The following is a 22,625-nucleotide window of genomic DNA, read 5'->3' as shown; positions in this document are numbered from 1 at the left end:
ATGTTCGTGTGCGCTGAACCGCCAGCAGCAAGCGCACTCAGATCAGCGCGTCCGTGCGGTCGTTGAGGTGGTCGAGTGCAATGGCGGATGCCGCCATCACGTGGGCCACGGAGAGTTCGTAGGCGGCATCCCCGTCGCCACGCACGATGGCGTCGACCACTGCGCCGAGCTCGGCGCGCATCGCCTGATGGCGATCGGGCGCAGAGAGCGTCACCGCGCGGAGCTGGCTGATGCGTGCCTGCACGTTGGCGAGCTGCTCGCCGATGATGTGGTTGCGGCTCGCCTCGATGAGAGCAGCGTAGAAGTCGTTCTTGATCGCCAGCAGTTCCTCGAGCGTGGTCGGAGGTTGCTCGCCGATCTGGGCGAAGGCTGCCTCGACCGCGCGGATCCGGTGTTCGTCGCCGTGTCGGGCGGCGAGCCTGGCGGCCGTTGCCTCAAGCGCGGCGCGCACTTCATAGAGTTGCCGCGCCTCGTCCTGCGTGAGCTCGGCGACGACGGGACCGGCACCAGGTTGGATGCGGATGAGCCGCTCGCTCTCGAGCTGGCGGAGCGCTTCGCGGACGACCGTGCGACTGACGCCGAGCCGCTGCTCGATCACTTTCTCGGTGATCCGCGATCCGGGCTCGAGCTCACCGCGCACGATCCAGGCGCGGATCTCCTCCACGGCCTGCTCTCGCAACGGGGCTGCACGTCGTTCCAACATGATGACGACCTCCTTGTCGGTATGACCGTATTACGGTAATACGCTCGGGCGCAACCTCTCGCGCAAAAGAGGGCCGAGGCATCCGCCCCGACCCTCCCCATAGCAGTTCAGCGCCTCTCGCGCGCCAGCTTCGACGGCCACCACGTCTTCGGCCCCAGCTCGAGCGCGAGCGCCGGCACGAGCAGCGACCGCACGAGCGTCGTGTCGATGAGCACGCCGAGCGCCACGATGATCGCGATCTGCAGCAGGAACAGCACCGGGATCACGCCCAGGGCCGCGAAGGTCGCCGCGAGCACGACGCCGGCAGAGGTGATCACCCCGCCCGTCACGCGCAGACCGCGCAGCACGCCCTCGCGGTGGCCGTGCCTGGCGACCTCCTCGCGCACGCGCGTCATGAGGAAGATGTTGTAGTCGACGCCCAGCGCGACCAGGAAGACGAAGGCGAACAGCGGCACCGATGGGTCCATGTCCGGGATCCCCATCGCCTCCAGGATCCACGCGCCGACGCCGAGCGCGGTCGCATACGAGAGCACGGTCGTCACGAGCAGCAGCAGCGCGGCCACGATCGAGCGCAGCAGCAGCATGAGGATGAGCGCGATCACGGCGAGCACGATCGGGATGATGAGCGTGCGGTCATGCGTCGAGGCATCGTTCGTGTCGATGGCTGCGGCGGTGCGCCCGCCGACGAGCGCATCGGCGTCGACCGCGTGCACCGTCTCGCGCAGCTCGCGCACGGTCGCCTGCGCCGGGTCGGAGTCGGGCGCATCCGTGAGCGTCGCCTGCAGCAGCACCGAGCCGTCCACGATGGTGGCGGATGCCTCGGCGAGCGGGCCGCCCTCGGGTGCCGGATGCGGGATGGTGCCGGAGGGCGAATCGTCGCTGGTGACGGCGACCGCGTCGACGCCCGTGACCTGCGCGACGGCGTCGGCCATCGCATCCGTCCCGGCTTCGTCTACGACGACGTAGGCGGGCGTGCCGGACCCGCCGGGGAAATGATCGCTCAGCAGCGCCTGGCCGTCGCGCGCCTCGGACTCCCCCACCACGAAGTCGCTCGCGGGCACGCCCTCGGCGCGCAGCTGCGTGAGGCCGACGGCGCCGATGCCCAGCACCAGCGCGGTGACGATCCAGACGACCCGGGCGCGTCGGCCGACGAGGCCGGCGATCGCCGCCCAGACGCCCGTGCCCTCGGCCTTGCGGCGCGGGTTCTCGGGAGTGGGCATGAACGGCCAGAACGCCGTCTTGCCGAACGCCAGCAGCAGCGCCGGCAGCAGGGTGAGTCCCGCGACCATGGCGGCGACGATGCCGATCGCCGCGACCGGGCCCAGCTGCTGGTTGGAGACCAGGTCGCTGAGCAGCAGGCAGAGCAGACCGGCGATGACCGTGCCGCCCGAGGCGACGATCGGCTCGAAGGCGCCGCGCATCGCCAGCTTCGTGGCCTGCCAGGCGCTGCGGGTCTCGCCGAGCGCCTCGCGGAAGCGCGCGGTGTAGAGCAGGCCGTAGTCGGTCGCTGCACCCACGACCAGGATGAAGAGGATGCCCTGGGTCTGGCCGCTCAGGGTCAGCACCTCGGCCTGCGCGAGCGAGAAGACCACCAGGATGGCCGCGCTCAGCGCCGCCACCGAGGTGCCCAGCACCAGCACCGGCAGCAGCGGCGAGCGGTAGACGACGATCAGGATGACGAAGACCGCGGCGAGCGCCACCAGCAGCAGGATTCCGTCGATGCCGCTGAACGCCTCGACGATGTCGGCGCTGAAGCCCGCGGGGCCGGTGACGGCGATGTCGACGCCGTCGATGCCGGCGTCCGCGATCGCGGCGCGCAGCACCTCGACGGTGTCGCCGACCTCCGGTGCGGAGTCGGATGCGTCCACGAGCGCCAGGAGCTGGATCGCGCGTCCGTCGTCGCTCGGGATCGCGGGCGAGACCTGCAGCACGCCGTCGAGCTCGGCGAGATCGGCGCCGAGCGACTCGATCGCGGCGGTCTGGTCGGCGGTGAGCGCGCTGTCGGCGGCCGCGACCACGATCGCGGGCGTCTCGTCGTCGCCGAGGAAGCCGCCCAGCTGCTCCTGCACCTGCGTCGACTCGGCGGTGGCGGGCAGGAAGCTCGTCTGCTCGTTCGTGGAGACCTCGGAGATGCGCCCGAAGAGCGGGCCGCCGAGGGCCATCACCGCGAGCCAGGCGATCAGCAGCATGGCGGGGATGAGGACGCGCAGCCAGGTGGTGGCGCGTGAGCGAGTCGGGGGCGTGCTCGTCGAGGTCATGCAGACAGACTACAGGTTGTGCGACTACTTATCGTTGGCTAAGCAAAATTGGTCGTCGTTCACGCTCGCGCCACGACCTCGACGCCCGCGGCGCGCAGCTCGTCGAGCGCGCTCGCGCGGGTCTCCGGCGACACGGCAGAGGTGAGACCGTCGATCACCCGCACCTGCAGCCCGGCCGCCGCGGCGTCGAGCGCGGATGCCTTCACGCAGTAGTCGGTCGCGATGCCGACGACGTCGAGGCGGTCGATGCCCTGCTCCTCGAGCACCTCGGCCAGCGCCTCCTCGTCGTCAGTCGTGCCCTCGAACGCCGAGTAGGCGGGCCGCCCCTGCCCCTTCTTGATGTGCACGTCGATCGCGAGCGCGTCGAGCGCCGGGTGGTACTCGGCACCGGCGGTGCCCGCGACGCAGTGCACCGGCCAGGTGTCGACGAAGTCGGGCTCGCCGTCGGCGAAGTGGCCGCCGTTGTCGTTCTCGGCGTCGTGCCAGTCGCGGCTGGCAGCGACCAGGTCATAGCGGTGCGTGCGGAGGTGCTCGGTGATGGCCGCAGCCACGGCGCCGCCGCCCTGCGTGCCGAGGGCGCCGCCCTCGGTGAAGTCGTTCTGCACGTCGACGATGAGGATGCCTGCGCTCATGCGCCCAGGCTACGCGTCGGTCACGGCCCGGGGTGCACCATCGTGAGCTGATGGAGCTGCCGACCCTCGTGCCGACCACCCGGGATCGCCACCTGCTCCCCGTGGGCGTGGAAGCCCATCCGCTCGAAGAAGCGCACGGCTCGGGTGTTCTCGGCGAGCGTCTGCAGGAAGCAGCCGGGCACGCCAGCGGTGTCGACGTGTGCCAGCCATTGCCGCATGAGCTCCTGGGCGGCACCCGTGCCGCGACCCTCGGCGGCGACATCGATGTGCAGGTGCGCGGGCCATCGCGGGTCTACGAGCTCGCTCAGGTCGGTCGACTGCCCACGCAGGCGCGCCGCCGCCGCCGCGAGCCTGTCGCGGGCGAAGAAGGCGAGCGCCCTGGGCCGCAGCCACAGGCGGTGCTGACGGATCGCCTGCGACAGCCGCTCGTCCTCGCTCGGGAAGGATGCGCTGTCGAGGCAGCCTGCGAGGTAGCCGACCAGTCGCCCGCCGAGCTCGGCGACGAACAGCGACTCGGGCTCGAGGTCGATGTAGGCGGTCAGGTAGATGTCGCGCACCGACGGCACGTGTCCCCAGAGCTCGCCGCCGGGCGCGCCCTCGCCGGCGCGGGCGAAGAGCGCCAGCAGCTCCGCCCGATCCGCCTCGACGAAGCGGCGGACGACGACGGGCTCACTCATGCCTGCAGGATAGGCCGCGGAGACGACGAAGGCCCCGCGTCTGCGGGGCCTTTCGCGCTGGTGCCGCCTCGGAGAATCGAACTCCGGACCTATTCATTACGAGTGAATCGCTCTGCCGACTGAGCTAAGGCGGCGTGCCGAGGCACGATCAACGATCATAGCGCATCGAGTGGTCATGAGGCGCCCACGTCATCAGCTCCGCGCCCAGCGAAGCAGCGCTCAGCAATCGAGATCAGCCGTCGGCGCCGTGCCGTTCAGGAAGTAGTCGTTCACCGGGCGGTCGACGCAGCTATTGCCGTTGTTGTACTGCCCGTGACCCTCGGCATCGACCGAGATGAGCACGCCCGACTCGAGCATCTCGGCCAGGTCGACCGCCTGCTGGTAGGAGGTCGCGGGGTCGTTGAGGCCGCCGACCACGATGATCGGCTCGGCGCCCGGCGCGGTGATCTCGTGCGGCTCGCGGGTCGCCTCGAACGGCCACGCCGCGCACGAGCCGACGCCGACGAAGTCCGGGCCGAGGGTCGGCGCCGCCGCCATGATCTGCTCTGCGTTCGCGCGCACCTCGTCGAAGTCGGTGACCGCGGGCCCGTCGATGCAGTTGACGGCGATGAGCGACTCGAGCGAGTTGTCGACGAACGTGCCGTCAGGGTTCACGCCGTAGTACTCATCCGCGGCGGCGAAGGCGCTCTCACCGTCCCCAGCCATCGCATCCGTGATGATCTGCCGCAGGGTGGGCCACTGGAAGTCGGCATAGAGGTTCGCGGCGATCGCGATGAAGAACGCGCTGGAGCCGAGCTGCCTGCCGTCCGCCATCGGGATGGGGCTCGCATCGAGCTGCTCGATGAGCTCGCGGGTCTGCGCCAGCGCATCCGCCTCATCGCCCTGGAACGGGCAGTCCTGCTGCTGCAGGCAGTCGGCCACGAAGTTGCCGTAGGCGAGCTCGAAGCCCGCCGCCTGGAAGAGCGTGCCCTCGAAGTCGGTGGCGTCGGGCGCGACCGCGGCGTCGAGCACCATGCGACCCACGTTGTCGGGGAACAGGTCGGCGTAGGTCGAGCCGATCAGCGTGCCGTAGGAGACGCCGAGGTAGTTGAGCTTCTCCTGCCCGAAGAGCGCGCGCAGCAGATCCATGTCGCTCGCCACCTGCTCGGTGCCGACGAACTCGAGGTAGGGACCGGTGTGCTCGAGGCAGGCCTCCCCGAACCACTGCGCCGACTCGAGCTGCTCCTGGAGGTCGGCGTCGCTGAGCGGTTCCGGCGCCGGGCCCTCCGGGATCTCCCACAGCCAGTCGTAGAGCTCGGCCGGGTCGTCGTAGCAGGAGATCGGCGTCGAACCGCCGACGCCGCGGGGGTCGAAGCCCACCAGGTCGTAGTGCTCGCGCACGTCCGCGTGCAGCAGGTAGTCGCCGTAGTCGCGCACGTACTCCACGCCGGATGCACCAGGGCCGCCGGGGTTGTAGAGGATCGCGCCGTGCCGCTCCCCCGTGGCGGGCGCGACGTTCACCGAGAGCTCGATGGTGTCGGCGGATGGGTCGTTCCAGTCCATGGGCGCGGTCACGGTGCCGCACCAGAGGGTGCCGCAGTCATCCCACGCGACCTCCTGGCCGTAGAACGGCTGGAGCTCTGTGGCGACCGTCTCGCCCGTCGGGCTCCACTGCGGCTCACCCCCCGTCGGGTCGGCGACCGGGCCAGGCATCGGCGGCGGCAGGATGCAGCCGGTCAGCGCGAGGGTGGTCACGGCAACTGCGGCGAGAGCGGCCAGGCCGCGACGGGTGCGATGCATGCCTCAACGCTATTGCGCGCAGCCGCGCGGGACCTTAGCGTCAGCGGCGCTGCGCCGCGCGGGCGGCCTGCACGAGCATCGCTTCGAGGGCGAGCAGCGGCGGCACGTTCGCTTCGATGCGTTCGCGGGCGAGGCGGATGGCGTCGAGCACATCGATCACGGCGGCGCGAGCGAGGTAGTCGGCAGCGGCATGCACGGTCGGCTGCATCGCCGCGTTGACGAGCTCGCGGCCGACGCCGAGCTGGGTCATGAGGATGTCGCGGTAGAGCGAGAGCAGGTCGACGAGGATGCGGTCGACGCCGTCGCGCATGCCGCGCTTGGCGCGCTGCTTCTGCGCCTCCTCGAGCTCCTTCAGCTGGCGACGCAGCTGCGGCGGCACCGTGCCGCCCGGCTCGATGCCCAGTTGGTGCAGCGCCTGGGCACGTTCGGCCTCGTCGCGCTCGGCGGAGAGCGCGTCGGCGTCGGCGGTGGCGATCTCGACGTAGCGGGCGGCGGCGAGCACGGCGGATGCCGCGGTCGAGACCCGCATCGCGATCTCCAGCGTCTCCGCCCGCCGGGCGCGGGCCTCCTCGCTCGTGGCGAGCCTGCGCGCCATGCCGATGTGGCTCTGGGCCTCGCGAGCCGCACGGTCGGCGATCGCGGGGTCGACCCCGTCGCGCTCGACGAGCAGCCTCGCGACCTCTGCAGGGTCTGGCACCTGCAGCGTGAGCGTGCGCACCCGCGAGCGGATGGTGGGCAGCAGGTCGGCCTCGCTGGGCGCGCAGAGGATCCAGACCGTCTCCGGCGGCGGCTCCTCGAGCGCCTTGAGCAGCGCGTTCGAGGTGCGCTCGGCCATCCGGTCGGCATCCTCGACCACCACGACGCGATAGCGGGCGGCCGATGGCGCGAGTGACGCCCGCCGCACGACGGCACGTGCCTGCGCGATGGTGATGAGCACGCCCTCGGTCGAGAGCGTCACCAGGTCGGGGTGCGTGCGCGCCGCGACGAGCGTCGCCACCTCGGGATCGATGCCGCCGGGCGGCGAGAGCAGCGCGGTCGCGAACGCATAAGCGAGGTTCGAGCGCCCGGATCCCGGCGGCCCGGTGAGCAGCCAGGCGTGCGTCATCGCACCGCTGGACTCGGCACCGCCGTCGTCGCCCGCCGCGCGCTGCAGCTGCGCGACGGCGCCGGCCTGGCCGACGATCTCGCTCCATCCGCCTGTCATGCGCGCTCCCCCACGTCAGCCGCGCTCTCAGCGCCGCGTGTCGAGCATCGCACGCACAGGCGACACCACGCGCGCGTGGACCTCGTCGGGACTCCCGGATGCCTCGACGACGGCGAAGCGCGTCGGCTCGGCCTCGGCGAGAGCCAGGTAGGCGTCGCGCACGCGCTCGGCGAAGTCGAGCCCGGTGTCCTCGAGCCGGTCGTACGGCGCATCCGCACGGCCCGCCATCCGCTCTCGGCCGGCCGCCGGATCGATGTCGAGGAGGATCGTCAGATGCGGCAGCAGCCCGTCGGTCGCCCACAGCGACAGGTCGCGGATCTGCGTGCCGTCGAGCTCGCGACCCGCGCCCTGGTAGGCGACGGACGAGTCGAGGTAGCGATCCTGCAGCACGACCTCGCCGCGCTCGAGCGCGGGGCGCACGAGCGTCGCCACGTGCTGCGCGCGATCGGCGGCGTAGAGCAGCGCCTCGGCACGCGGTGCGACGTGCCCCTCGGTGTGCTGCACGAGCCTGCGGATCTCGATGCCGAGCTCGGTGCCGCCCGGCTCGCGCGTGCGCACCACCGTGCGGCCCTGCTCCTCGAGCCAGGCCTGCAGCAGCCCGGCCTGTGTCGTCTTGCCCGAGCCGTCGCCGCCCTCGAGCGTGATGAACGCGCCGGACATCACTCGGCGGGCGGGGTCTTCTTGGCGGCTGGCTTCTTCGCCGCGGGCTTCTTCGCAGCCGGCTTCTTGGCGGCAGGCTTCTTCGCAGCCGGCTTCTTGGCGGCAGTGCGGCGCACGGGCTTCTTGGTCGGGCCCTTGTCGCGCTTGATCTGCAGCAGCTCGACCGCGCGCTCGAAGGTGACGGCCGCGACATCCTCGCCGCGCGGGATCGTCGCGTTCGTCTCGCCGTCGGTCACATATGGCCCGAAGCGGCCGTCGCGCAGCTTGATGGCCTTGCCGCTGACCGGGTCTGCGTCGAACTCCTTGAGCGCCGAGGCCGCCTTTCGCGCGCCGTACTTCGGCTGCGCGAACTTCTCGACCGCCTGCTCGAGCGTGATCGAGAAGATCTGGTCCTCCTCGTCGAGCGAGCGGGTGTCCTCGCCCTTCGACAGGAACGGGCCGTAGCGGCCTGGGCGCGCGGTGATCTCGGTGCCCGACTCCGGGTCGACGCCCACGACGCGCGGCAGGCTCAGCAGCTGCAGCGCGGTCTCGATGTCGACGCTCTCCGGCTCCATGGCCTTGAACAGGGATGCCCGACGCGGCTTGAGCGCGGTCTTGCCCTTCTTGGGCACGACGGGCTTGCCCTCGTCGTCGAGCTCGACCGGCAGCGACTCCTCGATGTACGGCCCGAACCGGCCGTTCTTCACGACCACGTCGAGCCCGGTCTCGGGGTGCGTGCCGAGCACGCGGTCCTGCACGGGCTCTGCGGCGAAGAGCTCCTGCGCCTTCTCGGGCGTGAGCTGATCGGGGGTGAGGTCCTCTGGGATGTTCGCGCGCTTGACCTCGCCGTCGGCCCCGACGCCCTCGAGGTACGGGCCGTACTGCCCGACGCGCAGCGTGACGCCCTCGGCGACCGGGATCGAGTTGATGGCGCGGGCGTCGATGTCGCCCAGGTTCTCGACCGTCGACTTCAGGCCTGGTCGCACCTCGCTGCCGAAGTAGAAGCGCTGCAGCCAGTCCTGGCGGTCGAGCTCGCCGTCGGCGATGCGGTCGAGGTCGGCGAGCATCTCGGCGGTGAAGTCGTAGTCGACGTAGTCGCCCAGATTGTCCTCGAGCAGCTTGATGGTCGAGAAGGCGATCCAGTTCGGCACGAGCGCACCGCCGCGCTGCGTGACGAAGCCGCGACGCACGATCGTGTCGATGATCGACGCGTAGGTCGATGGGCGGCCGATCTCGAGCTCCTCGAGCGCCTTGACGAGGCTCGCCTCGGTGTAGCGCGGCGGCGGGGTCGTGGCGTGATCCTTGCGCTCCAGCTCCGCCAGGTCGACCCCGGCGCCCTCCTTGACGTCCGGCAGCCTCGACTCATCCGCCGAGGCGCTCGCCTGTGCCTCATCGGCATAGCGGCCCACATCCTTCGACTCCTCGTAGGCCTGCAGGAATCCCGGCTCGGTGATGACGGTGCCGGATGCGGTGAACTCGGCGACGCCGCGGCTGGTCTTGTCGCTCGCGATGGTGATGGTCGCCGTCTGGCCGGTCGCGTCGATCATCTGGCTGGCGACGGTGCGCTTCCAGATCAGCTCGTAGAGGCGCTGCTCGTTCGGGGTCAGCGAGCTGCGCACCTCGTTCGGAGTGCGGAAGGTCTCGCCTGAGGGCCGGATCGCCTCGTGCGCCTCCTGCGCCGACTTCGACTTGCCCACGTAGTGGCGGGCGGCCGCCGGGATCGAGCCCGCGCCGTAGAGCGCGGTCGCCTGTGAGCGCGCTGCATTGATCGCCTGCTTCGAGAGCGCAGGCGAGTCGGTGCGCATATAGGTGATGTAGCCCTGCTCGTAGAGCGACTGGGCGACCGACATCGCCTGCTTCGCCGACAGCTTGAGCTTGCGGCCGGCCTCCTGCTGGAGCGTGGACGTCGTGAACGGTGCGGAGGGGCGGCGGCGGTAGGGCTTCGACTCGACGCCAGCGACCTTGAAGCTCGTCTGCTCGAGCTCTGCCGCGAGCGACTCGGCCGCGGGCGCGTCGAGGATCGTGCGCACGCCCTTGATCTGACCGCGGTCGTCGAAGTCGCTGCCGGTGGCGACGCGGGCGCCGTCGAGGCGCACCAGGCGGGCACCGAAGCGGCTGCTCGACGCCTCCGAGGACGGCGCCTCGAACTGCGCGGTGAGGCTCCAGTAGTCGGCGGCGATGAACGCCATGCGCTCGCGCTCGCGGTCGACGATGAGGCGTGCGGTGGGCGACTGCACGCGGCCGGCGCTGAGGCCCTGCCGCACCTTGCGCCACAGCACGGGGCTGACCTCATAGCCGTACAGGCGGTCGAGGATGCGGCGAGTCTCCTGCGCGTCGACGAGCGGCATGTTCAGCTCGCGCATCTGGTCCTTCGCCTGCTGGATCGCCTCCTCGGTGATCTCGTGGAACACCATCCGCTTCACCGGCACCTTGGGCTTCAGCACCTCGAGCAGGTGCCACGCGATGGCCTCGCCCTCGCGGTCCTCATCCGTCGCGAGGATGAGCTCGTCGGCGTCCTTGAGCGCCTTCTTGAGCTCGGCGACGGTCTTCTTCTTCTCGTCGCTCACCACGTAGTAAGGAGTGAAGCCGTTCTCGACATCGACCGCGAACTTGCCGTACGGCCCCTTCTTCAGCTCGGCGGGCAGGTCACGCGGGCTCACGAGGTCGCGGATGTGTCCGACCGATGCCAGCACCTGGTATCCCTCACCCAGGTACCGCTCGATCGTCTTGCCCTTGGCCGGGGACTCGACGATGACGAGCTTCTTGCCCATGCTCACGCTCACTGCTTCTTGGGGTTGCCGGGCCCGACTAGGCCACGGATCGACACAATACACACGGTGTCGCTGCGCTCTCCTCCCGCCGTGCGGCACGTTCGCTGGCGGCGGAGGCGATCGCGAGCGCCGCGCGGTCACCGTGGCGGCCCCGCCAGTGCGGTGACGGATGCGTGCAGCGGCCCGACCGGGACGCTGGCCGTCACGCGCGCGTCGAGCCCGTCGATGCGGCATTCGTCGAGCCGCGCGCCGCTGGCCGCGGCGACGGCCTGCGCGAGCGCGCACGGGCTGCCGTCGACGAAGCCGGAGAGCGCGTCCGCCGCGGCCAGCGCCGCGGCATCGGCTGCCGAGGCGGCGCGCGCCTGCGCGATGGCGGCGGTGCCGGCCCCGACGATCAGCATCGCAAGCAGCAGCGCCGCGGTGGCAACGGCGAGCGCCAGTGCGGCACCCGCCCCGCGCTCGTCGCCCCACCCTCGTGCGTCGAGCTGCCCCTCGCCCCACCTCCGCAGGTCGAGGAGCCCGTCGGCCCACCTCCGCAGGTCGAGGAGCCCGTCGGCCCACCTCCGCAGGTCGAGGAGCCCGTCGGCCGCAGGCCGACAGGCGTCACGAGACCGGGCTGTCACCGCCCTCCCCCATGCGCACAGCTGCGCGCCGTCAGCTCCAGCGCCCCACCGAGAGCCTCCCGACTGAGCACCGCGCAGACCAGCTCGCCCTGCTGCTCGATCCGCAGCGCCGCACCGTCGCCATACAGCGCAGGATCATCACCGCGCCCGGCCGCCCGCGCCGCGGCGCCCGCCGACTGCTCCAGGCTCACCTGCGCGGCGGTCGCGGCGACCGCCCCGACGGCGATCGCGATCGCCAGCACGGCAGCGGGCAGCGCCGCGGCGAGCTCGGCCGTCACTGCACCGAGCTCGCCGTCGCCGCGCAGGCGACGACCCGCGAGGGCTTGCGCCCTGCGCCGGGCCGCCTCCCGCACTGCCATCGGCTACTGCACCGTCAGCGCGCGCTGCACCATGTCGGTGAGGATCCCGCGCACCTCATCCGAGCGCAGGATCACCACCAGCAGACCTGCGAAGCCGACCGCCGCCATCGTCGCGATGACGTACTCGGCGGTCGCCGCGCCGGCCTCCTCGTGCACCAGCCTCTCGAGCATCCTCATGCTCGCCTCCTTCCCTTGGGAGCCCCAAGGGTGCGGCAGGGTGGCGCGGCCGTGTGCGGCCGTCAGCGCTGCCTGTGGAGGGAGCGCTCCGAGCTCGCTGCGTCAGCGGCGCCAGCGGCGGCGCCTGGGCGGACGCGGGTCGTCGGTCGCGACGATCGGATGCGGCGCGCCGCCGTTCGCCGCGAAGAGGGCGGCGAACCAGTTGACGACGGTGCTGAAGAGGTTCCGCATGCCCGCACGCTATCGGCCGGGCACCGCACAGATTGTCGGGTTGGTGCACGAGTGTCGCGACATTCGTGCACCAACCCGACACCCTGTGGGCGGCGGCGGCGGCAGCGGCGGCGGCAGCGGCGCGCGCAGCGCGACGCGCCCCGCCAGCGCGGGCGGCGCGCTCCGGCCCGCGCTACGCGAGCGGCGTCAGCGCGCCCTCCAGCATCGAGACCACGAGCGGCACGATCACCAGCAGAGAGAACGCCGGCAGCACGCAGGCGCCCAGTGGCAGTGCCAGCTGCACCGCGGCCCGCTGCGCACGCGCCTCGCCGTCGAGCCTGGCGCGCGTGCGCGCGGCCGACGCCTCCGCCAGCAGCAGGCCGCGCACCGGCACACCGGCGCGGCGCGCGAGATGAAGTGCCTCGTCCACGGCATCCCAGCCGCTCGCACGCACCCCCGCATCCTCGAGCGCAGTCGCCGCGACCTCCCGGGCTCGGTCGGCCGCGCCTCCACCCGCGAGCGCCACCGCCACGAGGTCGAGGGCGAGCCCGGGCGCAGGATCGCCCCGAGCCGCCCGCCGCACGATCGCCCGCGACCACACCCACGCGGCGACCAGCAGCGCTGCGCCCGCGAGCACCGACCAGGTGCCGATGCCCCCGCCGGCGGCAGCGCCCAGCACATCGAGCCCCAGCGCCAGCCCGAACCCGAGCCCCACGATCGGCAGCACCATCACGAGCTTCGCCGTCGCTCGCGGCCCCGCGAGCGCAGCCTCGAGCGCACGCCGCTGCGCCGCCTGCTCCCGCAGCAGCCCTGCGAGCCGCTCGAGGGTCGGCGCCATCGGCGCACCCGTCTCCTGCGCGACCGCAAGCACCGCCACCGCAAGCCCGCCGCCCGTGCGGCCGCCAGCCCCGCCGCCCCCGGTCTGCGCGCCGAGCGCAGCGGCATCCGTGCCCAGCACCGCCCATGCCCGCTCGAGCGACAGCCCACCGGCGACCAGCGCCGCCACCCGGTGCACGGTGGCCGCAGCCTCATCATCGGCGTGCTTCATGTCGCCCGCACCGCCAGCCGCTCGCCGTCGAGCATCAGCGATCCGATCGCCGCCACCAGACGACCGCCCTCGCTCCGCTCGACGTGCAGCACCGCGTCGATGGCGCTCACCGCCTGCCTTGCCAGCGCCGCAGGGGTCAGCCCCGCGAGCGCGCCGAGCGCCTCGAGCCTGGCGGGCACGTCGTCGAGCGAGTTCGCGTGCAGGGTTCCGGCGCCGCCGTCGTGGCCGGTGTTGAGGGCCGAGAGCAGCTCGCGCACCTCCGCCCCGCGACACTCGCCCAGCACCAGCCGGTCGGGCCGCATGCGCAACGCCTCGCGCACGAGCTGCTCGAGCCCGATCCCACCCGCGCCCTCTGCGTTCGCCTGCCTCGCCTCGAGCGCGACCACGTGGGGGTGGCGGATGCGCAGCTCGGCGACGTCCTCGATCGTCACGATGCGCTCGGTGGCCGGGGCCTCGGAGAGCATCGCGCCCAGCAGCGTCGTCTTCCCAGAGCCGCCCGCGCCCGTCACCAGCACGTTCGCACGCCGGCCGACGAGCTCGCGCACTCGCGCGAGCGGCACGCGCGCGAAGGCGCCGCCCGCCTGCAGCTCGGCGAGCGACAGCGCCGCCACCCGCGGCAGCCGGATCGACAGCTGTGCGCCAGCGACCGCGACCGGCGGCAGCACGGCGTGCACCCGGATGCCGTCGTGCAGCCGCACGTCGACGCACGGCGTGGCCTCATCGACGTGCCGGCCGCCCGCGGCCACGAGCGCCACCGCGAGGGCACGAGCCCGAGCGGCATCGAGCAGCAGCGGTGCGCGCTCCGGGCCCGCGCCCCGGTCCACCCAGACCTGCCCCGCCGTCACGAACACATCCGTCACCGCAGGCTCGGCGACCAGCGGCGCGAGCTCACCGAACTCCCGCAGCGCACCGCCGCCGGCACCTGTGCGCGTGGGCCCCGTCGCGACCGCGCGAGTCGAGCCGGCGACGAACGGGATGCCCGTGCCCTTGCCCGTGGGCGGCACAGATCCTGCAGACATGACCGCACCGTAGGACCGCAGCCGTGCCGCTCGCGCCGCCGATACGTCCGCGTGTGGAGAAGTCGGCGGACTGTCGGCACAGCGCATCCAGCCGAACCCGACGCAGGAAGGCGGCGCCCACCTGGGGGGAGGGGGCGCCGCCGCAGGAAAGGCGAATGGGGGATCCGCCGTGCACCTGCTCACGTCGGCAGTGCCGACGGAGACCATGCTAAGCACCAACGCGTCAGATGACGCCATGCAACACGGTGCGACGACGCGCTCGGAGTCGCCGGGTAGGCTCGCCACGACGACGACGTCTGGAGGAACCGCCGTGTCCGATCGCATCGATCACCTGCTCACCGAGAACCGCCGCTTCGCACCGCCGGAGGCGCTTGCGGGTGCATCCGCCACGTCTGCCGAGCTCTATCAGCGGGCGAGCGAGGACAGGCTCGGGTTCTGGGCTGAGCAAGCGCGCGAGCTGCAGTGGGAGACCCCGTTCACCCAGGTGCTCGACTGGCAGCCGCCACACGCGAAGTGGTTCCAGGACGGCACGCTCAACGTGGCGGTCAACTGCCTCGACCGACACCTCGACGCCGGCAACGGCGACCGCGTGGCCTTCCACTGGGAAGGCGAGCCGGGCGACACGCGCACCCTCACCTACGCCGACATGACCGCAGAGGTCAAGCGGCTCGCCAACGTGCTCGAGTCGCTCGGCGTCAAGGCCGGCGACCGGGTCGCCATCTACCTGCCGATGCTGCCGGAGGCCGTCGCCGCGATGCTCGCGTGCGCCCGCATCGGCGCCGTCCACACGGCCGTCTTCGGCGGCTTCAGCCCATCGAACCTGCGCGGCCGCATCGACGACGCCGGCGCCACCCTCGTCATCACCACCGACGGCGCCTGGCGCAAGGGCAAGGTCTTCGCGCTCAAGCCCACGGTCGACGAAGCGCTGCGCGAGCCGGGCCACGGCGTCACGAACGTGCTCGTCGTCAAGCGCGGCGAGAACGAGATCGACTGGGTCGACGGCCGCGACGTCTGGTACCACGAGGCGATGGAGGCGGCTCCGGCAGAGCACGAGGCGCAGGCCTTCCCCGCAGAGCACCCGCTCTTCATCCTCTACACGTCCGGCACCACAGGGAAGCCGAAGGGCATCCTGCACACGAGCGCCGGCTACCTCACGCAGACCGCCTTCACGCACCGGCACGTGTTCGACCTGAAGCCCGAGTCGGATGTCTACTGGTGCACCGCCGACATCGGCTGGGTCACCGGCCACAGCTACATCGTCTACGGACCGATGGCCAACGGCACCACGCAGGTCATGCACGAGGGCACCTTCGACACCCCGACGCCCGAGCGCCCCTGGCAGATCATCGAGCGCTACGGCGTCACCATCTTCTACACGGCGCCGACGGCCATCCGCACCTTCATGAAGCTCGGCCGGCAGCACACGCAGTCGAGCGACCTGTCGAGCCTGCGCGTGCTCGGCTCGGTGGGCGAGCCCATCAACCCCGAGGCGTGGATCTGGTACCGCGACGTCGTCGGCGGCGGCACGACGCCGGTCGTCGACACATGGTGGCAGACCGAGACCGGCGCCATCATGATCTCGGCGCTCGCCTCGGTGACGACGCTCAAGCCCGGCAGCGCGCAGGTGCCGATCCCCGGCATCGAGGTGGATGTGTTCGACGAGTCGGGCACGCCGGTCGCCAACGGCGATGGTGGCCTGCTGGTCGTGTCAGAGCCGTGGCCGTCGATGCTGCGCACGATCTGGGGCGACGACGACCGCTACCGCGAGACCTACTGGGAGAAGTTCGGCGACCGCTACTTCGCCGGTGACGGCGCCCGCAAGGACGAGGACGGCGAGATCTGGCTGCTCGGCCGCGTCGACGACGTCATGAACGTCTCGGGCCACCGCCTCTCGACGGCCGAGATCGAGTCGTCGCTCGTCGCGCACGCCGGTGTCGCCGAGTCGGCGGTGGTGGGGGCGTCGGATGCGACCACGGGCCAGGCGGTCGTGGCATTCGTGATCCTGAAGCAGTCGGCATCGAAGGAGCACTCCATCGAGGAGGCCGAGCAGATGCTGCGGAAGCACGTCGCGACAGACATCGGCGCGATCGCCAGGCCGCGGCAGGTGTTCATCGTGCCGGACCTGCCGAAGACGCGCTCGGGCAAGATCATGCGGCGCCTGCTGCGCGACCTCGCTGAGCGTCGCGAGATCGGCGACACCACGACGCTCGCCGACCAGTCGGTGGTCGACGCGATCCAGTCGCAGCTGCGGTAGCCGCACCTCCGTAGGTCGAGGAGCCCGCGGCCGCAGGTCGCTGGCGTCACGAGACCGGAGCAGCGCACCGCTGCCCCTGCGGTTTCGTGACGGCAGCGACGCTCCGCGCCGCGGCCTCCTCAACCTACGAAGGCCTCACGCGAAGGCGACGACCAGCTCCACCTCGACCGGCGCGCCCAGCGGCAGCTCGGCCACGCCAACGGCGCTGCGTGCGTGGCGACCCGCGTCGCCGAAGATCTCGCCCAGCACGTCGCTCGCGCCGTTGATGACGCCCGGCTGGCCCTGGAAGCCCTCGGCCGAGGCGACGAATCCGACCACCTTGACGATGCGGGTGATGCGGTCGAGCGAGCCGATCTCGGCCTCGATCGCCGCGAGCCCGTTGAGGGCGCACTGGCGCGCGTCGGCCTTGGCGTCCTCGGCGCTCACCTCGGCGCCGACCTTGCCGGTGCGGGGCATGGCGCCATCGATCATCGGCAGCTGGCCGGAGGTGTAGACGAAGCCGCCGGTCGAGACCGCCGGCACGTAGGAGGCCACCGGGGGCACGACCGCCGGCAGCGTGATGCCGAGCGCGGCGAGCCGCTCCGCGACGCTCACGCCTCGCCCGCCGTCTCGATCGGGCGCTTCAGGAACGCGACCATGCCACCCTCAGGGCCGTTCGCGACGTGCACGAGCTCCCAGCCGTCGCCGCCCCAGGTGTTCAGGATGGCGGTCTCGCGGTGGATGAGCAGCGGCGTCGTCGCGTACTCCCAAGTCGTCTTCGACATCGTCTGTCGTCCCTGCTCTCATAGGTTGTTCGCGTACCCTCGTATGCTATGGCCGCAACACGTCACAAGCCAGGAAGCCTGCTCGGCTCGCTCCTCGGGCTCATCGGGTTCTCTGCGATCGCCGGGATCCTCGTCTCCGCGACGCTCACCCCCGCCCTCGCCGTCGCTTCCAGCACCGCGAACAGCGGCCTCGACCTCTTCGAGAGCCTCCCCTCGTACGCCCAGATCAACCAGCAGGCGGAGCGCAACCGCATCTACGGCCTGCGCGACGGCCAGCCCGTCGAGATCGCGCAGTTCTACGCCCAGGACCGCCAGGTGCTGGCCTGGGCGGACGTGCCCACGAACGCCGTCAACGCGCTCGTGGCCGGCGAGGACCGCCGTTACTACCAGCACGGCGGCGTCGACGCCCCCTCGGTGGTCCGCGCGGGCATGTCGCAGCTCGGGATCGGCGGCGACTCGGGCGCCTCGACGCTCACCATGCAGCTGGTGCGCCAGCAGATCGCCATGGATGCCTTCATCCGCGGCGACGACGAGACCTACGCGCAGCAGTACGAGGAGAGCTACCAGCGCAAGCTCGCCGAGATGCGGCTCGCGATCGGGCTCGAGCAGGCCTACACGAAGAACGAGATCGTGCTGGCATACCTCAACATCGCCAACTTCGGCGGCAACATCTACGGCATCGAGTCTGGCGCGCAGCGACTCTTCAACAAGCCCGCCTCCGAGCTCACCATCGCCGAGTCGGCCGCGCTCATCGCGACGGTGCAGAACCCGTCGATCCGGCGACTCGACAATCCGGACAACTGGCCGCGCAACCAGGAGCGGCGCGACTTCATCATCAACCGGATGGCCGCAGAGGGGCTCATCACCACCGAGGAGCGCGACGCCTCCCTCGCCATCCCGGTGGATGAGGAGTTCGTCGACCTGCAAGCACCCAACAACGGCTGCACGACCGCCTACGACTCGGCGCGCTTCTTCTGCGACTACGTCACGCGCGTGCTGAACAACGACACGTTCGACGACAACTACATCCTCGGCGCCACCTATGAGGACAACCGCGCGGCGCTCGACCAGGGCGGCTACCGCATCTACACGTCGATCGACCTCGACCTCAACGACGCGGTGCAAGCCGCTGTCGATGCCACGACGCCGAACACGGAGAACCGCTGGCAGTCGGGTGCAGCGGTGACCCAGCTCGAGGTGAGCACCGGGCGCATCCTCACGATGGTGCAGAACAAGGATTACTCCGGTTCTGAGAACGCTCCGCCGACGGCCACGAGCGTCAACTTCAACGCGGACTACCAGCACGGCAGATCCACCGGCTTCCAGCCCGGTTCAGGCTTCAAGATCTTCACGCTGGCGGAGTGGATCAACAGCGGTCGCTCGGTGAACCAGCAGGTGGATGCCACCCGCGAGACCTGGAACACCGGGGACTTCACCGCTTCCTGCAACCCGGGCGCCACGGGGCTCGCCGCCGAGGGCTGGAACCCGCAGAACAACGAGGGCAACGAGTACTCCCGCATGACGCCCACCGAGATCATGGTGAACTCGATCAACACGGGCACGATCCGCATGGCGAGCGAGCTCGACCTCTGCGACGTGATGGCGACCGCGCATGCGATGGGCATCGATCGCGCCGAGGTCGGCTCGGTCGATGCGCGGAACGGCGAGGTCATCGAGAACGACCTGGTGCCGATGCCGTCTGGCGTGATCGGCGGCGCCTGGAACGTGACACCGATGGGCATGGCCGAGGCCTTCGCGACGATCGCGAACGGCGGCATCCACTGCGAGCCGATCGCGATCGACCGCATCGTGGCCCGCGATGGCACCGAGGTCGCGCCCCCCGGGCAGGATTGCAACCAGGCACTCACGCCCGAGGTCGCGTCGGTGATGCAGCTCGTGCTCACCGAGGTCACTGAGCGCAACCCCCTCAACAACCCCGCCGGCACGACCCCGGTCATCTCGAAGACCGGAACCAGCAACCGCGTCCTGCAGACATGGGTGAACGGCGCGAGCCCGACCGTTGCCACGTCGGTGTGGGTCGGCAACATCGTGGGCGGCCAGAACCTCGCAGACGTGGGCCAGTGGAACGACCGCTCCGCGATCTTCCGCGATGCGATGGGCGCCGCGATCGACCGCTATCCCGGTGGCCAGTTCCTCTCCCCCGACCAGGAGACCGTGCAGGGCGACGCGAGCGAGCTGCCGGATGTGACGGGTCAGTCGCTCGCAGCGGCACAGAACGCGCTCACGGCGGCCGGCTTCGAGGTGCAGGTGGCCGACCCGATCCAGGGCATCCAGTCGAGCGGCAACGTCGAGTACACGGCGCCGGGCGCCGGCTCACTCGTCACGACGCAGACGCCGATCATCATCTACCCCTCGAACGGCGAGCTCGCTCCCGAGGCCGAGCAGCCCGCGGACACCGAGGCTCCCGACGAGGCCGGCGCCACCTGGCCCGACCTGGTCTCGCAGTCGCTGTCCGATGCCAGATCGACCCTGCAGGGCAGAGGCTTCGACCCCGGCCTGATGCAGGTCACCTGGCAGGATCACGGCGAGGCCAACCTCTGCAGCGTGCTGGCGCAGAACCCGCTCGCCGGCTCCCCCGGCTCCGCGGGCGACCCGATCTCGGTGGTCGTCGGCACGAACGCCGCCGGTGGCGACCCTGGCTGCTAGCCCCAGAGCGCTCGGCGCGGTCGCCGGCGGCATCATCGCCGCCGGCGCCGCAGTCGCGGCCTACGCGACCGCGATCGAGCCGCGTGCCTTCCGCATCCGCTCAGAGGTGCTGCGCGTGCTGCCCGCCGGGGCGCGCCCCATCACGGTGCTGCACCTGGCCGACATCCACCTGGCTCCGTGGCAGGAGGACAAGCTCGACTGGCTCGAGAGCCTCACGACCCTCGAGCCCGACCTGATCGTCAACACGGGCGACAGCCTCGGCCACGCGGCCGCGCTGCCGGTGCTGGCGGATGCGCTGCGGGTGTTCCAAGGCGTGCCCGGATTCTTCGTCCACGGGTCGAACGACGTGTACGGGCCCGAGTTCAAGAACCCGCTGCGCTACTTCGCCGGCCCCTCCACGCTCGCGGGCGAGTCGCACAAGCAGCGGCTCGACACCGCCGGCCTCGAGCGCGCCTTCGAGTCGCTCGGCTGGCTCGACCTCAACAACTCGGCGCGCGCGATCGAGGTGCGCGGCACGACGGTCGCCGCCTTCGGCGTCTCCGACCCGCACCGCCACTGGGATCGGCTCGACGAGACCGAGGCGGCGATCTCACGCATGCGCAAGGCGCTCGGCGATGAGCCGCGGGTGACGCTCGGCGTCACGCACGCGCCCTACCAGCGCATCCTCAACGCCTTCGTCGACCTGGGGGCGGATGCGATCCTCGCCGGTCACACGCACGGCGGCCAGGTGCGGGTGCCGGGTGGGCACGCGATCGTCACCAACTGCGACATCCCGCGCGCGCAGGCCTCCGGGCTCAGCACCTGGGTGCACGACGGACGTGCGGCGCCCCTCAACGTGTCGCAGGGCATCGGCGCCTCGATCTGGGCGCCGTTCCGGCTCGGCACTCCCCCAGAGGCCGTCGTCGTGTCGCTGCGGCCGCGCGACATCGGGTAGACTGGTGCGGTTGCCAGCGGGGCTGAGGCTCGGCCGAGGCAGCATCGGGGTGTGGCGCAGCTTGGTAGCGCGCGTCGTTCGGGACGACGAGGTCGCAGGTTCAAATCCTGTCACCCCGACACTTGTGACAGAGCCCCTCCCTCGGGAGGGGCTTCGTCGTTCCCTCAGCAGAGCCGCAGGGCTGGCCCCGCCCCTTGCGCCCGGAGTGCAGTTGCCGAACACTGTTACGTAAAGCGGACGCCTGCGCTCGACAGTGTCGTCGAGGTCCCATGGTGCAGAGCACCGCTTCGATCCGACAGGAGTCACCATGAAGAAGCAGCTGCTCGCCGCGACCGCGGTCGCCGGGCTCGCCATCGTGGGCCTCGCGGCCCCGGCACAGGCCGCGCCACCGCCCGGAGCCGCCATGAACCACACCGACTACTGGGAGGCGCAGGGCTACGGCGACTGCGACAAGATCGATCTCCCGGACGGCGTCGGCAGCTACACGCTCCCCGAGCTGCCGTGGGGCCTGCAGTACACGCTGCTGGTGCTCAAGGCGGGCTCCGGCAGCAGCGCGAACGATGTGATCGCCTGGCCCGTCGAGGGCTCGACCTACGAGCATGCGACCGGCAAGGACCTCAGCCACATCATCGTCTGCACGACCGAGATGATCAGCTGACCTGCGCTCGGGATGGGCGGGCGGCTACCCCAGCCGGCCGCCCGACTCCTGCAGATAGCAGGTGGCGCACAGCGACTCGTAGGTGACCGCCTCGCCGTCGATGGCGACCTGGTCGCCGTCGAAGACGAATCCGTCGCCGATCTTCCGGCCGTTGAACATGGCCTTGCGGCCGCAGCGGCAGATGGTCTTGAGCTCCTCGAGCGAATGTGCGAGCTCGAGCAGCCGCGCGGAGCCCGGGAAGGCGTGCGTGAGGAAGTCGGTGCGGATGCCGTAGGCGAGCACGGGCACACCGCGCTCGACCGCGAGACGCAGCAGCTCGTCGACCTGCGCGGGCGTGAAGAACTGGGCCTCGTCGACGAGCAGGCAGGCGACCGACTCGTCGCTGCGCGCTGCCGCGGCCTCGAACACCTCGGCGACCGACTCATCACGGCCGACCAGGAAGTCGACCGCTCTCGTCACGCCCAGGCGCGAGACGATCTCACGCTCGCCCTTCGTGTCGGTCGAGGGCTTGCCGAGCAGCACGCGCTGGCCGCGCTCCTCATAGTTGAACGCGGCCTGCAGCAGGCCCGTCGACTTGCCGGAGTTCATCGCGCCGTAGCGGAAGTAGAGCTTTGCCACGGCTACAGGATGCCGTCCTCTTCGGCGCGCAGGATGAGCTGCGCGCGCTTGCCGGCCGAGCGGTCGACCGCGGTGTACTTCGCGCGCACCCGACGCAGGAACGTCTTCGCGGTCTCGTAGCCGACGCCCATCGCTGCCGCGACCTGGACGGTCGTGAGCCCCTGCACGTAGTGGGCCAATGCGCGCCGCTCGCCGGGTGAGAGGCGAGGCCGGCGCTGTGCCTCCTCGGTCACGACGCGCGGGCCCCTGCGACGCGTGTGACGCGCGGTGGCGGAGCGGGCGACGACAGCCGCGACGGAGGCCGCGAGCGGCACGACGACAGCACCGGAATCCTCCAGCCGATCGCGCAGCTCGTCGTCGACGTCGGCATGCACGACCACGAGCGCACCGGCGGCCACCGCTGTCACCGCGTGCGCGAGCAGTGCCCTGCCGGGCTCCTCTGCCAGCACCACGACGTCGCCGGGAAAGCCGGCGTCGACGACCAGGTCTGTGAACCGCGGCGCGACGGCGCTCAGGCGCAGCCCCGGGTCGGCATCGATCGCCTCGCGCAGCGCGGCGCTCAGCGTGCCGGTCGCCACGATGCTGACCGAGCGTGGAGCGTCGACCTCGGTGTCGGTGAGGGTCATCCGAA

General features: G+C 71.2%; 22 protein-coding genes and 2 tRNA genes. 5 read left to right on the top strand and 19 right to left on the bottom strand.

Annotated features, from left to right (window positions below; all coding sequences use genetic code 11):
* Positions 1-37: 37 nt before the first annotated feature.
* From MKD51_RS04740 to MKD51_RS04675, 15 genes are all read right to left on the bottom strand, one after another.
* Positions 38-703: a GntR family transcriptional regulator gene (locus MKD51_RS04740; RefSeq protein WP_240238704.1), complete on the bottom strand. Its 666-nt coding sequence runs from the start codon at positions 701-703 to the stop codon at positions 38-40.
* 107 nt (positions 704-810) lie between these two features.
* On the bottom strand, positions 811-2,961 hold the full coding sequence (locus tag MKD51_RS04735; protein WP_240238702.1) for an MMPL family transporter: 2,151 nt from the start codon (positions 2,959-2,961) through the stop codon (positions 811-813).
* 59 nt (positions 2,962-3,020) lie between these two features.
* Positions 3,021-3,593 carry an isochorismatase family protein gene (locus MKD51_RS04730; protein ID WP_240238700.1) on the bottom strand — a complete coding sequence of 191 codons (573 nt, stop codon included), beginning with the start codon at positions 3,591-3,593 and terminating at the stop codon, positions 3,021-3,023.
* A gap of 20 nt (positions 3,594-3,613) precedes the next feature.
* The gene (locus MKD51_RS04725) at positions 3,614-4,270 is read right to left on the bottom strand and encodes a GNAT family N-acetyltransferase (RefSeq protein ID WP_240238698.1); all 657 of its coding nucleotides are present in this window, start codon (positions 4,268-4,270) and stop codon (positions 3,614-3,616) included.
* A 58-nt stretch (positions 4,271-4,328) separates the two neighbouring features.
* A tRNA-Thr gene (locus MKD51_RS04720) sits at positions 4,329-4,404 on the bottom strand.
* Positions 4,405-4,489: 85 nt separating this feature from the next.
* Complete coding sequence (locus MKD51_RS04715; protein ID WP_240238696.1) at positions 4,490-6,049, bottom strand: alpha/beta hydrolase; 1,560 nt, start codon at positions 6,047-6,049, stop codon at positions 4,490-4,492.
* A gap of 40 nt (positions 6,050-6,089) precedes the next feature.
* Positions 6,090-7,253, bottom strand: coding sequence for a DNA polymerase III subunit delta' (locus MKD51_RS04710; protein ID WP_240238694.1), 1,164 nt, complete (start codon positions 7,251-7,253; stop codon positions 6,090-6,092).
* Positions 7,254-7,280: 27 nt separating this feature from the next.
* A complete protein-coding gene (gene tmk, locus MKD51_RS04705) occupies positions 7,281-7,913 on the bottom strand; it encodes a dTMP kinase (protein WP_240238692.1) in 633 nt (210 codons plus the stop codon).
* The gene (topA, locus tag MKD51_RS04700) at positions 7,913-10,669 is read right to left on the bottom strand and encodes a type I DNA topoisomerase (RefSeq protein ID WP_240240826.1); all 2,757 of its coding nucleotides are present in this window, start codon (positions 10,667-10,669) and stop codon (positions 7,913-7,915) included. Before topA ends, tmk begins: the two co-directional genes overlap by 1 nt.
* A 131-nt stretch (positions 10,670-10,800) precedes the next feature.
* Entirely contained in the window at positions 10,801-11,286 is a 486-nt protein-coding gene (locus MKD51_RS04695; protein ID WP_240238690.1) for an Rv3654c family TadE-like protein, read from the bottom strand.
* A complete protein-coding gene (locus MKD51_RS04690) occupies positions 11,283-11,645 on the bottom strand; it encodes a hypothetical protein (protein ID WP_240238688.1) in 363 nt (120 codons plus the stop codon). Before MKD51_RS04690 ends, MKD51_RS04695 begins: the two co-directional genes overlap by 4 nt.
* A 3-nt stretch (positions 11,646-11,648) precedes the next feature.
* The gene (locus MKD51_RS04685; protein ID WP_240238685.1) at positions 11,649-11,822 is read right to left on the bottom strand and encodes a DUF4244 domain-containing protein; all 174 of its coding nucleotides are present in this window, start codon (positions 11,820-11,822) and stop codon (positions 11,649-11,651) included.
* Positions 11,823-11,924: 102 nt separating this feature from the next.
* Entirely contained in the window at positions 11,925-12,053 is a 129-nt protein-coding gene (locus MKD51_RS16180; protein WP_277603913.1) for a hypothetical protein, read from the bottom strand.
* A 172-nt stretch (positions 12,054-12,225) separates the two neighbouring features.
* The gene (locus MKD51_RS04680; protein ID WP_240238683.1) at positions 12,226-13,080 is read right to left on the bottom strand and encodes a type II secretion system F family protein; all 855 of its coding nucleotides are present in this window, start codon (positions 13,078-13,080) and stop codon (positions 12,226-12,228) included.
* Complete coding sequence (locus MKD51_RS04675) at positions 13,077-14,099, bottom strand: TadA family conjugal transfer-associated ATPase (protein WP_240238681.1); 1,023 nt, start codon at positions 14,097-14,099, stop codon at positions 13,077-13,079. The genes MKD51_RS04680 and MKD51_RS04675 overlap by 4 nt, the downstream gene beginning before the upstream one ends.
* 310 nt (positions 14,100-14,409) lie before the next feature.
* Here MKD51_RS04675 and acs point away from each other — a divergent pair, with 310 nt between their 5' ends.
* Positions 14,410-16,353 carry an acetate--CoA ligase gene (gene acs / locus MKD51_RS04670; RefSeq protein WP_240238679.1) on the top strand — a complete coding sequence of 648 codons (1,944 nt, stop codon included), beginning with the start codon at positions 14,410-14,412 and terminating at the stop codon, positions 16,351-16,353.
* Positions 16,354-16,488: 135 nt separating this feature from the next.
* Here the strand turns inward: acs and MKD51_RS04665 are convergent, their stop codons facing one another.
* Both MKD51_RS04665 and MKD51_RS04660 read right to left on the bottom strand, forming a co-directional pair.
* Complete coding sequence (locus tag MKD51_RS04665) at positions 16,489-16,947, bottom strand: RidA family protein (RefSeq protein WP_240238677.1); 459 nt, start codon at positions 16,945-16,947, stop codon at positions 16,489-16,491.
* Positions 16,944-17,117, bottom strand: a complete 174-nt coding sequence (locus tag MKD51_RS04660; protein ID WP_240238675.1) for a hypothetical protein — start codon at positions 17,115-17,117, stop codon at positions 16,944-16,946. Before MKD51_RS04660 ends, MKD51_RS04665 begins: the two co-directional genes overlap by 4 nt.
* Positions 17,118-17,165: 48 nt before the next feature.
* On the opposite strand from MKD51_RS04660, the gene MKD51_RS04655 reads away from it, so the two are divergent.
* The 4 genes from MKD51_RS04655 to MKD51_RS04640 all read left to right on the top strand — a co-directional run bounded on the left by MKD51_RS04655 (position 17,166) and on the right by MKD51_RS04640 (position 21,376).
* Positions 17,166-19,784, top strand: a complete 2,619-nt coding sequence (locus tag MKD51_RS04655; RefSeq protein WP_240238673.1) for a transglycosylase domain-containing protein — start codon at positions 17,166-17,168, stop codon at positions 19,782-19,784.
* The gene (locus tag MKD51_RS04650) at positions 19,765-20,718 is read left to right on the top strand and encodes a metallophosphoesterase (RefSeq protein WP_346986688.1); all 954 of its coding nucleotides are present in this window, start codon (positions 19,765-19,767) and stop codon (positions 20,716-20,718) included. Before MKD51_RS04655 ends, MKD51_RS04650 begins: the two co-directional genes overlap by 20 nt.
* Before the next feature lie 45 nt (positions 20,719-20,763).
* Positions 20,764-20,837: transfer RNA gene (locus tag MKD51_RS04645), tRNA-Pro, on the top strand.
* A 188-nt stretch (positions 20,838-21,025) separates the two neighbouring features.
* Complete coding sequence (locus tag MKD51_RS04640; protein ID WP_240238671.1) at positions 21,026-21,376, top strand: hypothetical protein; 351 nt, start codon at positions 21,026-21,028, stop codon at positions 21,374-21,376.
* A gap of 24 nt (positions 21,377-21,400) precedes the next feature.
* On the opposite strand, the gene MKD51_RS04635 is transcribed toward MKD51_RS04640, so the two are convergent.
* Positions 21,401-21,994 carry a thymidine kinase gene (locus tag MKD51_RS04635; RefSeq protein WP_240238669.1) on the bottom strand — a complete coding sequence of 198 codons (594 nt, stop codon included), beginning with the start codon at positions 21,992-21,994 and terminating at the stop codon, positions 21,401-21,403.
* A 2-nt stretch (positions 21,995-21,996) separates the two neighbouring features.
* Positions 21,997-22,620 (bottom strand): DNA-binding response regulator, encoded by a 624-nt coding sequence (locus tag MKD51_RS04630; RefSeq protein WP_240238667.1) that lies wholly within the window; start codon positions 22,618-22,620, stop codon positions 21,997-21,999.
* Positions 22,621-22,625: the final 5 nt, after the last annotated feature.

This window comes from Agrococcus sp. ARC_14, assembly GCF_022436485.1.
Lineage (GTDB): Bacteria > Actinomycetota > Actinomycetes > Actinomycetales > Microbacteriaceae > Agrococcus.
This window is presented reverse-complemented; position numbering and strand designations above follow the sequence as displayed.